Origin of the sequence: Microbacterium sp. NPDC058389 (assembly GCF_042722305.1) — a bacterium.
In the GTDB taxonomy this organism is placed as follows: domain Bacteria; phylum Actinomycetota; class Actinomycetes; order Actinomycetales; family Microbacteriaceae; genus Microbacterium.
Genome location: NZ_JBHXJQ010000006.1, coordinates 13,444 through 25,765 on the forward strand (window position 1 = coordinate 13,444; position 12,322 = coordinate 25,765).

Annotated in this window: 13 protein-coding genes and 1 tRNA gene; 6 read left to right on the forward strand and 8 right to left on the reverse strand. The window is 70.9% G+C overall.

From position 1 onward, the window contains the following. Positions 1–133: 133 nt before the first annotated feature. From pstC to pstB, 3 genes are read left to right on the forward strand one after another with little or no spacing between them, the layout of a single operon-like run. Complete coding sequence (gene pstC / locus ACFWJ8_RS09840) at positions 134–1,090, forward strand: phosphate ABC transporter permease subunit PstC (protein ID WP_378810975.1); 957 nt, start codon at positions 134–136, stop codon at positions 1,088–1,090. A 1-nt stretch (position 1,091) separates the two neighbouring features. After that, positions 1,092–2,198, forward strand: a complete 1,107-nt coding sequence (gene pstA, locus ACFWJ8_RS09845) for a phosphate ABC transporter permease PstA (protein ID WP_378810977.1) — start codon at positions 1,092–1,094, stop codon at positions 2,196–2,198. A gap of 30 nt (positions 2,199–2,228) precedes the next feature. After that, positions 2,229–3,008: a phosphate ABC transporter ATP-binding protein PstB gene (gene pstB, locus ACFWJ8_RS09850; protein WP_378810979.1), complete on the forward strand. Its 780-nt coding sequence runs from the start codon at positions 2,229–2,231 to the stop codon at positions 3,006–3,008. Between the two features lie 69 nt (positions 3,009–3,077). Here pstB and ACFWJ8_RS09855 read toward each other — a convergent pair whose 3' ends face one another. From ACFWJ8_RS09855 to ACFWJ8_RS09890, 8 genes are all read right to left on the reverse strand, one after another. Beyond that, positions 3,078–3,965 carry an aminodeoxychorismate lyase gene (locus ACFWJ8_RS09855; protein ID WP_378810980.1) on the reverse strand — a complete coding sequence of 296 codons (888 nt, stop codon included), beginning with the start codon at positions 3,963–3,965 and terminating at the stop codon, positions 3,078–3,080. A 234-nt stretch (positions 3,966–4,199) separates the two neighbouring features. Beyond that, positions 4,200–4,838 carry a DNA-directed RNA polymerase subunit beta gene (locus ACFWJ8_RS09860; RefSeq protein ID WP_378810981.1) on the reverse strand — a complete coding sequence of 213 codons (639 nt, stop codon included), beginning with the start codon at positions 4,836–4,838 and terminating at the stop codon, positions 4,200–4,202. A 98-nt stretch (positions 4,839–4,936) separates the two neighbouring features. Continuing rightward, on the reverse strand, positions 4,937–5,344 hold the full coding sequence (locus tag ACFWJ8_RS09865; protein WP_378810982.1) for a VOC family protein: 408 nt from the start codon (positions 5,342–5,344) through the stop codon (positions 4,937–4,939). Positions 5,345–5,397: 53 nt separating this feature from the next. Next, on the reverse strand, positions 5,398–5,745 hold the full coding sequence (locus tag ACFWJ8_RS09870; protein ID WP_378811321.1) for a helix-turn-helix transcriptional regulator: 348 nt from the start codon (positions 5,743–5,745) through the stop codon (positions 5,398–5,400). Positions 5,746–5,843: 98 nt separating this feature from the next. Then, a complete protein-coding gene (locus tag ACFWJ8_RS09875) occupies positions 5,844–6,461 on the reverse strand; it encodes an anti-sigma factor domain-containing protein (protein ID WP_378810983.1) in 618 nt (205 codons plus the stop codon). A 106-nt stretch (positions 6,462–6,567) separates the two neighbouring features. Beyond that, on the reverse strand, positions 6,568–7,359 hold the full coding sequence (locus tag ACFWJ8_RS09880; protein WP_378811322.1) for an anti-sigma factor domain-containing protein: 792 nt from the start codon (positions 7,357–7,359) through the stop codon (positions 6,568–6,570). Then, entirely contained in the window at positions 7,359–7,961 is a 603-nt protein-coding gene (sigK, locus tag ACFWJ8_RS09885) for an ECF RNA polymerase sigma factor SigK (protein WP_378810984.1), read from the reverse strand. The genes ACFWJ8_RS09880 and sigK overlap by 1 nt, the downstream gene beginning before the upstream one ends. Before the next feature lie 32 nt (positions 7,962–7,993). Beyond that, complete coding sequence (locus ACFWJ8_RS09890) at positions 7,994–9,730, reverse strand: cytochrome c biogenesis protein DipZ (protein WP_378810985.1); 1,737 nt, start codon at positions 9,728–9,730, stop codon at positions 7,994–7,996. A 212-nt stretch (positions 9,731–9,942) separates the two neighbouring features. Between ACFWJ8_RS09890 and ACFWJ8_RS09895 the strand changes: the two genes are divergently transcribed. The 3 genes from ACFWJ8_RS09895 (at position 9,943) to ACFWJ8_RS09905 (ending at position 12,260) form a co-directional block, all read left to right on the forward strand. Continuing rightward, positions 9,943–10,605, forward strand: coding sequence for a fasciclin domain-containing protein (locus ACFWJ8_RS09895; RefSeq protein ID WP_378810986.1), 663 nt, complete (start codon positions 9,943–9,945; stop codon positions 10,603–10,605). 190 nt (positions 10,606–10,795) lie between these two features. Beyond that, positions 10,796–12,112: a serine/threonine-protein kinase gene (locus ACFWJ8_RS09900; protein ID WP_378810987.1), complete on the forward strand. Its 1,317-nt coding sequence runs from the start codon at positions 10,796–10,798 to the stop codon at positions 12,110–12,112. 75 nt (positions 12,113–12,187) lie between these two features. After that, positions 12,188–12,260: transfer RNA gene (locus tag ACFWJ8_RS09905), tRNA-Lys, on the forward strand. Positions 12,261–12,322 lie beyond the last annotated feature (62 nt).

Here is a 12,322-nt window from a genome sequence, read left to right on the forward strand (position 1 = left end):
GCCCGACTGCCCCCCTTTACCGCCGCTCGCCCCGCCATGCCCGGGGCGGCGGTCGCGGACCTACTGCGACCCCCGGTACCGGGGCGGCCCCCCGGCGGCCCGGGACCTGCCCTCCTCCCAACAGGAAGACGACATGACGCAGACCACGGCAGCAGCCGGGACCGCCGCCACACCGAAGGCGAAGCGGCGAGCAGGGGACATCTGGTTCTCGGGCTCCGCGCTCTTCGCCGGATCCATGATCCTCGCGACGCTGGCAGCGGTCGCGATCTTCCTGATCATCCAGTCGGTGCCGGCGATCGGTGCCGACAGCTCGACCGCGTCGCTGCTGACCACCAACTTCTGGGACTACGTCTGGCCGCTGCTGTTCGGCACGATCTGGGCGGCGTTCCTGGCTCTCCTCATGGCCGTGCCGCTGTCGCTCGGCGTCGCGCTGTTCATCACTCATTACGCGCCCCGCCGCCTCGCGCAGGGTCTCGGCTACGTGGTCGACCTGCTCGCGGCGGTGCCGTCGGTCGTGTTCGGCCTGTGGGGCATCCTGGTCCTCGCCCCCGCCGTGCAGCCCGCCTACACGTGGCTCAACAAGAACGTGGGATGGTTCCCGCTGTTCGCCGGTGACGTGTCGGCCACCGGCCGCACGATCTTCACCGCGGCGATCGTCCTGGCCGTCATGGTCGTTCCGATCATCACCGCGATCTGCCGCGAGATCTTCCTGCAGACGCCGCGCCTCCACGAAGAGGCCGCGCTCGCGCTCGGCGCGACCCGCTGGGAGATGATCCGCATGGCGGTGCTGCCGTTCGGCCGCTCCGGAATCGTCTCCGCCTCCATGCTCGGTCTCGGCCGCGCCCTCGGCGAGACGATGGCCGTCGCGATGGTGCTCTCGGCCACGGGCACCGTCACCTTCCAGCTCTTCACGTCGACGAACCCCTCGACCATCGCGGCGAACATCGCGCTGACGTTCCCCGAGGCCTACGACGTCAACATCAACGTCCTCATCGCCACCGGTCTGATCCTGTTCATCGTGACCTTCGCGGTGAACGCCCTCGCGCGCTTCATCGTCAGCCGTCGCAAGGAATTCTCGGGAGCCAACTGACATGACCATCGCGACTGCTCCCGCTCCGTCCCCGACGCCGACCCCGGTCCGCACCGCTCCCCGCCTCACCAGCGGACACCTCAAGCGGTGGATGCCGTGGGCCCTGCTCGGCGCGAGCATCGTCCTCACCGGTCTGGTGTTCGCCCTCGTCGCCGTCGCCGGCGACACCGACTTCGATCTGACCGGCTGGCTCGTCGTCAGCGCGATCGTCTACCTCGTGCTGATCACGCTGATCTCGGGCATGGTCGAAGGTCGCCGCAAGGCCGTCGATCGCTTCATCACGGGGCTCGTCACGATCGCCTTCCTCATCGCGATGGTTCCGCTCGTGTCGGTCGCCTGGACCGTGGTGGCGAACGGCCTCGCCCGGTTCGACGCGATGTTCTTCTCGTCCTCGATGCGCAACGTCGTCGGTGAGGGCGGCGGTGCCGTCCACGCCATCTGGGGCACGCTGCTCATCACCCTGGCCGCCGCGATCATCTCGATCCCGATCGGGCTCATGACCTCGATCTACCTGGTCGAGTACGGCGAGGGCAAGCGTGTCGCGCGGGGCATCACGTTCCTCGTCGACGTCATGACCGGCATCCCCTCCATCGTCGCGGGCCTGTTCGCGTACGCGCTGTTCGCCCTGTTCCTCGGGCCGGGCATCCGGATGGGCATCATGGGCTCGATCGCGCTGGCCGTGCTCATGATCCCGGTCGTGGTGCGCTCGAGCGAGGAGATGCTGCGGCTCGTGCCGAACGAGCTGCGTGAGGCGTCGTACGCACTCGGCGTACCCAAGTGGCTGACGATCCTCAAGGTCGTGCTGCCCACGGCGATCGCCGGCATCACGACGGGCGTCATGCTGTCGATCTCGCGCGTCATCGGCGAGACGGCACCGCTGCTCATCACTGCGGGCTTCACCGACTCGCTGAACCTCAACCTGTTCGACGGCCGCATGAACACGCTCCCCGTGTTCACGTACTCGCAGTACATGAACCAGGGCATCCCGGCCGAGGCGTACGTCGACCGCGCGTGGGCGGCAGCGCTCACCCTCATCCTCATCGTCATGGTGCTGAACCTCGTCGCGCGTCTGATCGCGAAGCTGTTCGCCCCCAAGCTCGGCCGCTGAGCCTCAAGAGTCACGAAAGAACCCGGATAAGTGTCAAAGAGCATCGAAGTCAACGACCTCAACGTCTACTACGGCGACTTCCTCGCCGTCGAGGGCGTGGGCCTGCACATCGACCCGCGCTCCGTGACGGCCTTCATCGGCCCGTCGGGCTGCGGCAAGTCGACGTTCCTGCGCACCCTCAACCGCATGCACGAGGTGATCCCGGGCGCGCGCGTGGAGGGCGAGGTGCTGCTGGACGGCACCGACCTGTACGGCGCGAACGTCGACCCGGTGCTGGTGCGCCGCCAGGTGGGCATGGTGTTCCAGCGTCCGAACCCGTTCCCCACGATGTCGATCAAGGAGAACGTGCTCGCGGGCGTCAAGCTCAACAACAAGCGCATCTCGAAGTCCGACTCCGAGGCGCTCGTCGAGCAGTCGCTGCGCGGCGCGAACCTGTGGAACGAGGTCAAGGACCGCCTCGACAAGCCGGGCTCCGGCCTGTCGGGCGGTCAGCAGCAGCGTCTGTGCATCGCGCGTGCGATCGCCGTGTCGCCCGAGGTGATCCTCATGGACGAGCCGTGCTCGGCGCTCGACCCGATCTCGACCTACGCGATCGAGGAGCTCATCGGCGAGCTGAAGAACGAGTACACCGTCGTCATCGTGACGCACAACATGCAGCAGGCGTCGCGCGTGAGCGACAAGACGGCGTTCTTCAACATCGCCGGCACAGGCAAGCCCGGCAAGCTGATCGAGTACGACGCCACCTCCACGATCTTCACGACGCCGTCGGTCCAGGCGACCGAGGACTACGTCTCGGGCCGCTTCGGGTGATCGACGCGTTCGGCTGAGACAACGGGATGCCGCGGCACATCGTGCCGCGGCATCCCTCGTTCTCGGACGTCAGTCGCGCGGGCTCAGCAGGTAGCGGTTGATGGATGCCGTCAGCCCGGCGTCCATCGGAACCTCGACGCCGTCGATCGCCGTGATCGGCGCTGCCAGGCGCACGCTCGACACCAGCCACGCGGCATCCGCCTGCTGCAGCGTGCGCGTCGGGAGCGTCGCGTACCCCGTCACATGCCCTTCGGACTCGAGGTGCGCGAACAGGCTCAGCTGCGTCGTGCCGCGGAGGATGCCGCCGTTCGGCGCAGGGGTGACGAAGCGTCCGTCGAGTCGCAGGATGAGCGACGCCGTCGGCGCCTCGAGCACGAAGCCGTCCGATGTCACGAAGATCGCGTCGTCGGCGCCGCGCCGGCGCGCCTCGCGAAGGGCGGCCATGTTGACGGCGTACGACAGCGTCTTCGCGCCGAGCAGGAGCCACGGCGCCTTCGCCGGTGTGTCGATGCCGTAGCCGCGGTCGAGCGTCACCACGCGGATCCCGCGCTCGCGCGACGCCGTGTTGTCCGCCGCCGCTGCCGCGGTCACCCACGCCGTCGGCGCGGGGCCGTGCTCGACGCCGCGGCTCAGGATGAGCTTGATCACGCCTTCGCCCTGCTGGGGCGCCTGTGCCGCGGCGATCGTCACGGCCTGTCGCCACTGCTTCAGGTTCGGCGCGGGCAGATCGCAGATCTCGGCCGAGTGTGCGAGACGCTCCAGGTGCGCCTGCGTCTCCTGCGGATGCCCGTCGATCACGCCGATGGACTCGAAGATGCCGTCGCCGCGCTGCGTGCTCAGCTCTCCGACGCTCAGCGCCGGGGCGGACGGGTCGATCGTCCGGAAGGTCCCGCCGAAGTCGGGGCGGTCGTCGTCGGAGGCCACGGGCTCGATCACGAGCGCGAAACGCAGGGTCATGTCCCCGAGCCTAGGTGTTCGGGAATGCGGAGGCCGCCGACTCCGTTACACTGGATCGGCCGGGCCGCAGTAACCCCGGGCTCCATCTTTTGCCGCTACGAGCGGCACCGCGCCGAGAGGCGTTCTGCGGCCCGGCACTTTCATGCCCGGACCCTGTCGAGGTCAGGCCGCCGGGATCCGCTGATGCGGCACACGGAGCACAGCGGATCGCCGGATGAAGCGACGACGGAAGTCTCAGGCCAGCGCGTCGCGGCGCCACAGGGCGGCGCACGCCGAGAGGTCTGCGGCGTAGTCCGACAGCCGCAGTGCGCGGGTCGTGAACGCCGACGCGCGCTCGGGCTCGGTGCCCTCGTAGTCGTCGGCGACGTGTGTGGCGCCGGACGCCTGCACCCGGCAGAACGCCGCGGCACGGTCGAGCGCGACCGCGAAGTCGCCCTCGAACAGGCCGCGCATGATCGTGTCGACCAGCGCGACGAGCTCGTCGGGTCCGGCGGGCGTCGGGGCGCCCGCCACGACGTCGTCGGCCGAGGCGAGCTCGGAACGGCCGCGTTCGTAGAGGAACGCGGCCGTGCGCGGGTCGTCGTGGATCATGAGCTGCACGAGGTACAGCCGCCACAGCGCGCCGGGGAGGCTGCGCGACGGCGACCGCGACCAGAGCTCCGCCAGGTCGTCGATGCCGTGCTCGTCCGTGAACGCGACGAGGCGGTCGACCGTCCCGGCGTCCGGATCGGCCCGGACGCGCGCCAGCAGCGCGTGCGCGGTGGTGTGGGCGACGCGCGAGACCTCCGCCGGGTCCTCGGCCGAGAACGTCCGGTCGAAGAGTTCTGCGGGCCGGCGGACGGGTTTGTGGAACTCACGGGACGAATCGCTCATCCCCTCCAGGCTACCCGCCGCCACGAGCACACGCTCGGCCTCGGCCTCCTGCTCGCGCTGCATCGCGGCGATCCACGGCAGGCACATGTCCGCCCCGATCAGACCTGGTTGATGCGGATGTGGTTGCCGGCGGGGTCGCGGAACGCGGCGTCGCGCGGTCCCCAGCCCTGCTCCTTCGGCTCCTGCAGCACCTCGGCGCCGAACGAGCGCAGCTTCTCGAAGGTGGCGTCGAGGTCGGTGGTCGTGAAGACGTAGGGTCCGGGGCCGGAGCCCTTGACCACGAGGCGCAGCAGCGCCTCGCCGTCATCGGGCGAGCGCCCCGCTGCGGGGTCCGACACGACGAGCGTCAGACCGGGCTGCCCGGGGAAGCCGAAGCTCACCCAGCGGTGCCCGTCGTAGGCGACGTCGTTGACGAGCTCGAGGCCGAGTCCGTCGCGGTAGAAGGGGATGGCGGCGTCGACGTCGTCGACGGTGATGGGGCTGTACGCCAGTGCGATGTTCGTCATGGCTGCCACGCTACGGACCGAGCTCGCGCGGTGCTTCTCCGATCCTGCTCGGTTCAGGCGTAGCGCGTGGGCCGGGTGAGGATCTTCGCGACGCACAGCGGCATCGCCTCGGCGGCGTCGTGCGGCCTCGAGCGGTACGAGCTCGGCGTCTCGCCGACGATCTCGGTGAAGGTCGAGCTGAACGAGCCCAGCGACGTCGCGCCCACCGCGGTGCACGCGTCGGTCACCGATGCGCCGTCGCGCAGCAGCGCCATCGCCCGTTCGATGCGCCGCGTCATCAGGTAGGCGTACGGCGTCTCGCCGTACGCGGCCTTGAATTCGCGCGAGAAGTGGGCGGGCGACATGAGCGCCTTCGCGGCCATCGTGGGCACGTCGAGCGGCTCCGCGTAGTCGCGGTCCATGAGGTCGCGGGCGCGCCTCAGGTGGGCGAGCGTCTGCGTCGTCTGCGTCGGTGAGGTCCTCTGGAGGGCGGATGCCACAGCCCCAGGCTACCGAAGCGTCACTCGGTCGGGATGCGCGCGATCGTGTCGCCGAGGGGGCGGCCCGCCATGTCGTCGGCGCGCTCCACCGTGACGATGATCTCGTCCGCCGACGCCCAGTCGTCGACCACGAGGGTCGCCGAGCCCGAGACGTCGGTGTCGAAGGTGCCCGCCTCCACCGGGTCGCCGTCGCGCATCGCCCAGACGGCCCGCGTCTCGCCCACGCCGATCTCGGGCATCCGCTGCGTCACGAGCACGAGCAGGCCCGCGTCGTCCGACCAGTGGGCGGTCGCGATCCCGCCGCCGACGACCTTGACGGTCGCCGACGCGCCGTCCGCCGCGTCCTGCACATCCGAGAGCGCGGCGGCCTGGGGTGAGAGATGGAAGCGCTCGTTGATCGTCGCGACCGCGAACCCCACCCCGGTGAGCACGACGAGGGATGCCGCGAACCCGCCGATCACGCGGCCCCAGTTGCGGCGGCTCTGGGCCTGGATCGTGACGGTGTCAGTGGCCGGGCCGTGGCCCGGGACGGGAGCGGCGGCGGCCGCCTCGGCCGCCGGCAGGTCGGGAAGCGGGGGGATCAGCGATTCGACGCCCTGATCTGCGGCATCCAGCTCTCGCTCCCCGTCCCCCGTCATGCCTCCAGCATGCCGCACCGGCCTCAGCCGAGCCTGAGAGGTCGCCCTGTCCGCTGCGACCACGGCCCCGCCGCCGGACGCCGGGCGCGCGGAGACGAGGATCAGGTCACGCCGTCGGGATCGTCACGATCGGCTCGGACGAGGGCTGTCCGGTCGGGGAACCGCCCTGAGGCTCCACGGTGACCGCGATCGTGTCCCCTGGCTGCATCGCGCCTTCCATCAGCGCGGCCGTCGTGCCCGCCGCGGGCTCGAAGGTGCCCGCGGCCACGGCCGCACCGTCCCGCACGAACCACAGTTCGAAGCTCTCGTCATCGGCGATCGCAGGGAGCCCGTCCGACACCAGCACGGCCTTTCCGACCGACTCCGACCAGTGGGCGGTCGCCGTGCCGCCGTCCGCCAGGTCGGCGGTCGCCGATCGGGCATCGGGGGCGTCTTCGATCTGCTGCAGCGCGACCACCGCCGCGGGCCGGTTCAGATACGAGCTGATCATCGCCGCGCCGAGTCCGAGCGCGACCAGAAGGACGACCGATGCCGCGAGAGCCAGGATGCGGCGCGTCCAGCGCCGTGGCGACGGCGTCCGGGGCGCGGCTGCGGGAGGCGCGGGTTCCTGTGGCGCGGCGGCGGCGGGGACGGGTTCCTCCGGCGCCACGGCCGCTCCGGTCGCGGGCAGCTGGGGGGTCGAGGCGATGCGGGACAGCAGCGCGGAGCGAACGTCCGGGGACGGGATCGCCGGGGGAACCGCCTCGGCGAGCGCGGCGGTCGTCGCGGCGTCCTCGTCGACCCAGTGGCCCCATTCCGGATGCTCCCGCCGAGCCGTGTCGAACGCCTCGCGGTCGGCGGGCGACAGCGCGTGCAGCGCAGCACCTGCGGCGAGTTCGGCGAACTCCTTCTCGTCCATCACGCGGTCACCCCCATCTCGGTCCTCAGGCGGGACAGTCCATCCCGCATCCTCGTCTTGATCGTCCCCAACGGCGCCCCCAGCAGGGCCGCGATCTCGCTCTGACTGTAACCTCCGAAATACGCGAGGGTGATGGCTTCGCGCTGGACGTCGGGGAGCGCGGCCAGCGCCGCCGTCACCTTCTCTCCCTCGATGCGCAGCTCGACCTGCTCCGAGACCGCGTCGTGGGCGACGTCGAGGTCGCGGAGCCCCGTGCGCACGTCGCGATCGCTGCTCGCCTGCGCCGACCTCACCCGATCGACGGCCCGGCGGTGCGCGATCGTGAGCACCCACGACCTCCCCTGACCTCTGTTCGGCGCGAACCGCCCAGCGGATTGCCACACTTCGAGGAAGACCTCCTGCAGCACCTCCTCGCTCTGGGCGCGGTCGACGAGCACCCGGAGGATCAGCCCGAAGGCGCGGGGCGAGAGGATGTCGTAGACGCGGGCGAACGCCTGCTCATCGCCGCCGGCGACACGCTGCAGCAGCTCCCCCACGCCGTCGGCGGGCTCGGTGCCGTCATCCGGCACGTCGATCCCGTCGATCACCACGTCCACCAGCATGCCCTACCCACCCCCCTGGAACGGGCGACGCCTCAGCCGAACGTGAACGAGTACACCTCGACCCCGGGAGAGACCCGGACATCGAGCACGTGGGCGGCCGTCGCATCCGTCCCCAGGGCCACCGCATACGACCTCGGCGTCCCCGACACGGCGATCGTCCGCTCCCGCCCGCCGTCCAGCCGCACGCGCACCTCTCCTTCGCCGGCGAGCACCATGCGGACCTCCCCGGCGTGGAACCGCAGTCGGATGCCGCCGTCCCCGCCTGCCGACGGGGTGGCGAACTGCGTCTCGATGCGCCACATCCCGTCGAGGGCGAACGAGTCCGCGGGCTGATCCTCCGCCAGCGCGAACGTCCCGTCCCCCGCGCGATAAGCGCCCTCACCGCCGAAGTTCACGTCCTTGGCCGAGCCGAGGAAGGTCTCGCGCGTCCGCGGGCCGGCACCCGGCGTGTCGTCGGCGACCTCGGTGGCATCGGGCAGCGCCTGTCCGGGGTGCGCGTCGGCCAGCAGCTCGCGGACGAGCTTCTCGGTCGCGGCGTAGTTGCCCTCGCCGAATGCGATGTGCCGCACGACGCCGTCGGCGTCGATCAGGTAGTGCGCGGGCCAGTAGCGGTTGCGGTAGTTCGTCCAGGTCGAGAGGTCGTTGTCGAGGGCGACCGGGTAGGTGATCCCGAAGTCTGCCGCACCGGCCGCGACGTTGCCGGCATCCTTCTCGAAGGCGTACTCGGGCGAGTGCACGCCGATCACCCGCAGCCCGGCGGAGCGGTACGCGGCATCCCACGCGACGACGTGCGGGATGCTGCGCTGGCAGTTGATGCACGAGTACGCCCAGAAGTCGACGAGCACCACCTCGCCGCGCAGGTCTTCGAGGTCGATCGGCGCACCGTCGGGCGTGTTGAGCCAGGTCTGGATGCCCCGGATGCTGGGAGCCGTGCCGCAGGACTCCAGTTCCGATGCTCCGTTCGTGCACTTGTCGAGGTCCTTGTTCTCATCCGTCACGAGACCGCCGAGGTCGAGCGCCCGGCGGGCGTCCGGGCTGTCGGTGAGCTGACGCTGGACGCCCGCCGTGTAGTCGGGCACGAGCCGCTGCAGCAGCTGCGGGACGTCGAACACGAGGCCGACGGCCAGGGCGAGCATCGCGACGCCGGCCGCGATCCGCAGCCCGCGCTCGTGCGTGCGGAAGGCGCGGATGCGCTCGACGAGACCGCGGCCGGCCAGCGCGAAGAACAGCAGCGGGATCGCGACCCCCACGGCGAACGACAGCGTGAGCACGACCGTCCCGACATCGATCCGGCCGGTGGACCCCGCCACGATGATCGCCGCGAGGACGGGGCCCGCGCAGGGGACGAAGACTGTTCCGAGCGCGAGGCCGACCCCGTAGCCGCTTCCGCTGTTCTTCACCTCGGAGCGACGCGCGAGTCGTTGGAACGGCTTCTCGAGCAGCCGCTCGACGCGGGGCACGAGCAATCCCACGCCGATGAGCACCAGCACCCCGATGCCTGCCCAGCGAAGGACGTCCTGCGAAAGCCCCAGCGCGCCCAGGACGAGCGACCCCACGAGGGTCACGAAGGTGAAGCTCGTGACGAGCCCCGCGATCACGAGGTACGGACGCCACCGCGACGCGGGCACGAGCCCCTGGTCGCCCGCCGCGGACTCGAACCGGGCGGACTGCGCACCGCCGGTGAGGAAGATGACCGGCAGCACCGGCAGGATGCACGGCGAGATCCCCGTGATGAGTCCGCCCAGCAGACCGATGATGACGAGCTCCATGCGTGCCCTCCCTCTCTCGGGGTAGTTCGCTCCGGCACCCGGTTCGGATTGGCGCGGATCCGGATGCCGCTCCTTCAGGCGCCCTCGTGCGCCACCGACCAATCCGATCCGCGCGGGTCTCCGAACAGACCGTGTAGCCGCTCCTGCGGCGCACTCCCCGCACCGGGGACCGTCAGAAAGCGGGCCGAGGCCCGCGCACTGAGGAGGAAGACATGTCTCGCATCACCAGGAACCGGCTGTCGGCAGGATTGGCACTCGCCGTCGCCGCGACCTTCGCCCTCTCCGGCTGTGCGATGGGCGGTTCGACGGCCGACCCGACGACTGACCCGTCCACCCCTGCCATGGAGGCGACCGAAGAGGCGATGACGCCCGACCCCGCCGCGGACCTCGTCGGCCCGGGCTGCGCCGCCTACGCCGAAGCGGTTCCGGACGGCGACGGCTCCATCGAGGGGATGTCGGGCGACCCGGTCGCGGTCGCGGCATCCAACAATCCGATGCTGACGACGCTCACCGCCGCCGTGAGCGGCCAGCTGAACCCCGACGTGAACCTCGTCGACACGCTCAACGGCGACGAGTTCACGGTGTTCGCGCCCGTGGACGACGCGTTCGCGAAGATCGATCCCGCCACGATCGAGGCGCTGAAGACCGACTCCGCCACGCTGACGTCGATCCTCACGTACCACGTGGTGCCCGGTCGCATCGAGCCTGCCGACATCGCGGGCACGCACACGACGGTGCAGGGCGCCGATCTCGAGGTCACCGGCAGCGGAGACGCGTGGATGGTCAACGACGCCAACGTGATCTGTGGCGGCGTCCAGACCGCGAACGCCACCGTGTACCTGATCGACTCGGTCCTGATGCCTCCGGCTCAGTGACCGACGCCGGCGAGCGCCGGCACCCGGGGGGCGCGAGGCCGCCGACGCAGCGAGGTGCGTCGGCGGCCTCGTCGGTCGTTGCACGGCGCCGGCGGAAGGTCAAGGGTCTGCACGCCACACGTCCCGGGGCTTAGCCTGAAGTCGGCCGCAGGGTCGCGCCGGAGGGGTGCGCACACCGGCCAGGAGGATCATGACGGACCTGCGCGAGCCGGCGACGCTCTCGACCGGCGCGATCATCGACGGCCGCTATGCGCTGCGAGAGCAGATCGGCGAAGGCGGCATGGCGCGGGTCTTCCGCGCCGAAGACCTGCACCTGAAGCGGGTCGTCGCGGTCAAGATCTTCCGGGAATCGGCGGACGACCGCGCATCGATCGAGCGCGCGCAATCGGAGACGCTGCTCCTCGCCTCGGTGAACCATCATGCGCTCGTGACCGTGTTCGACGCGCATGTGTCGGCCCACGACACGAGCTACCTGGTGATGGAGCACGTCGAGGGGCCGACGCTCCGAGACCTGCTGAGGCGTGGCCCGATCGACGCCGCGACGGCGGCATCCATCGCCAGGGACCTTGCCGACGGACTGCACACGGTCCACACGGCGGGGATCGTGCACCGCGACATCAAGCCGTCCAACGTCCTGCTGACGAGATCAGACCTGACCGACCGCGCATGGCGTGCGAAGCTCGCCGACTTCGGCATCGCGCACCTGCACGACACCGCGCGCCTGACCACGCCCGGGCTCCTCATGGGGACGGCCGCGTACATCGCGCCGGAGCAGGCGCGGGGCGCGCCGCCAGCGCCCGCGGCTGACGTGTACTCGTTCGGCATCATGATGATCGAGGCGCTGACCGGCGAACGCCCGTTCGCCGACTCGGAGGGCATCGGCACCGTGATGGCGCGTCTCGCCGGGCCGCCGGAGATCCCCTCGCACCTGCCCGCCGCGTGGCAGGGTCTGCTGCGCGGCATGACGGCTATGCGTCCGGACGATCGTCCCAGCGCGCGGGAGGTCGGTGAGGCGCTCTCGGCCCTGGCGGCGTCGCCACCCGTGGCGCGCGCCCGCGTCGAGGACGAGCCGACCGCGCCCTTCCCCGCGTCAGAGGAACTCGCCCCGACCGCGGTGCTCCCTCCCGTCGATCCGCCGCCGGCACGGATCGCGGATGCCCCGTCACCCCGGATCCCCGACGACGCGCCGCGCCCGCGCCGGCGTCGGGTGGCGATCGCTGCGTCCGCCGGCGCTGCGGTCGTGGCAGCGCTGGTGGGTGCGCTGTGGTTCTCGACCCTGCCGTCCGCCACGCCTCGTCCGGAACCGACCTCACCGGTCCTGCAGGAGCAGCCGTCGCCCACCGACGCCCCACCTCCCACCGCTCCCGCGGACGAGGGCGACCCGAAGGGCGACAACGACAACAGCGGTCCCGGCAACAACAACGGGAACGGGAACGGGAACGGCAGCAGCAACGGCAACGGCAACGGCGGCGGAAACGGGAACGGGAACGGGAACGGCGGCGGTTGACGGGCTGCGAGTCCGCTTGCCCCGCGTGGGCGAAGGACGGACCGCCCGGCGGACCCCAGTAGGCTGGATGCCAGAGGGCCTCTAGCTCAGTCGGTAGAGCATCGGACTTTTAATCCGCGGGTCGTGGGTTCGAGCCCCACGGGGCCCACCGCGGACGAGGGCGGTCGGCAGCGGCCGCCCTCGTCGCATCCGTCTCCCGGTCCTCCGCGC

Excerpts from the sequence above, each read along its gene's own strand:
- ACFWJ8_RS09900 (WP_378810987.1), top strand. The coding sequence starts at position 10,796 with ATGACGGACCTGCGCGAGCCGGCGACGCTCTCGACCGGCGCGATCATC.
- ACFWJ8_RS09880 (WP_378811322.1), bottom strand. The coding sequence starts at position 7,359 with ATGGACGAGAAGGAGTTCGCCGAACTCGCCGCAGGTGCTGCGCTGCAC.
- ACFWJ8_RS09875 (WP_378810983.1), bottom strand. The coding sequence starts at position 6,461 with ATGACGGGGGACGGGGAGCGAGAGCTGGATGCCGCAGATCAGGGCGTC.
- pstA (WP_378810977.1), top strand. The coding sequence starts at position 1,092 with ATGACCATCGCGACTGCTCCCGCTCCGTCCCCGACGCCGACCCCGGTC.
- pstC (WP_378810975.1), top strand. The coding sequence starts at position 134 with ATGACGCAGACCACGGCAGCAGCCGGGACCGCCGCCACACCGAAGGCG.
- ACFWJ8_RS09890 (WP_378810985.1), bottom strand. The coding sequence starts at position 9,730 with ATGGAGCTCGTCATCATCGGTCTGCTGGGCGGACTCATCACGGGGATC.
- ACFWJ8_RS09895 (WP_378810986.1), top strand. The coding sequence starts at position 9,943 with ATGTCTCGCATCACCAGGAACCGGCTGTCGGCAGGATTGGCACTCGCC.
- ACFWJ8_RS09855 (WP_378810980.1), bottom strand. The coding sequence starts at position 3,965 with ATGACCCTGCGTTTCGCGCTCGTGATCGAGCCCGTGGCCTCCGACGAC.
- ACFWJ8_RS09870 (WP_378811321.1), bottom strand. The coding sequence starts at position 5,745 with ATGGACCGCGACTACGCGGAGCCGCTCGACGTGCCCACGATGGCCGCG.
- sigK (WP_378810984.1), bottom strand. The coding sequence starts at position 7,961 with ATGCTGGTGGACGTGGTGATCGACGGGATCGACGTGCCGGATGACGGC.
- ACFWJ8_RS09865 (WP_378810982.1), bottom strand. The coding sequence starts at position 5,344 with ATGACGAACATCGCACTGGCGTACAGCCCCATCACCGTCGACGACGTC.
- ACFWJ8_RS09860 (WP_378810981.1), bottom strand. The coding sequence starts at position 4,838 with ATGAGCGATTCGTCCCGTGAGTTCCACAAACCCGTCCGCCGGCCCGCA.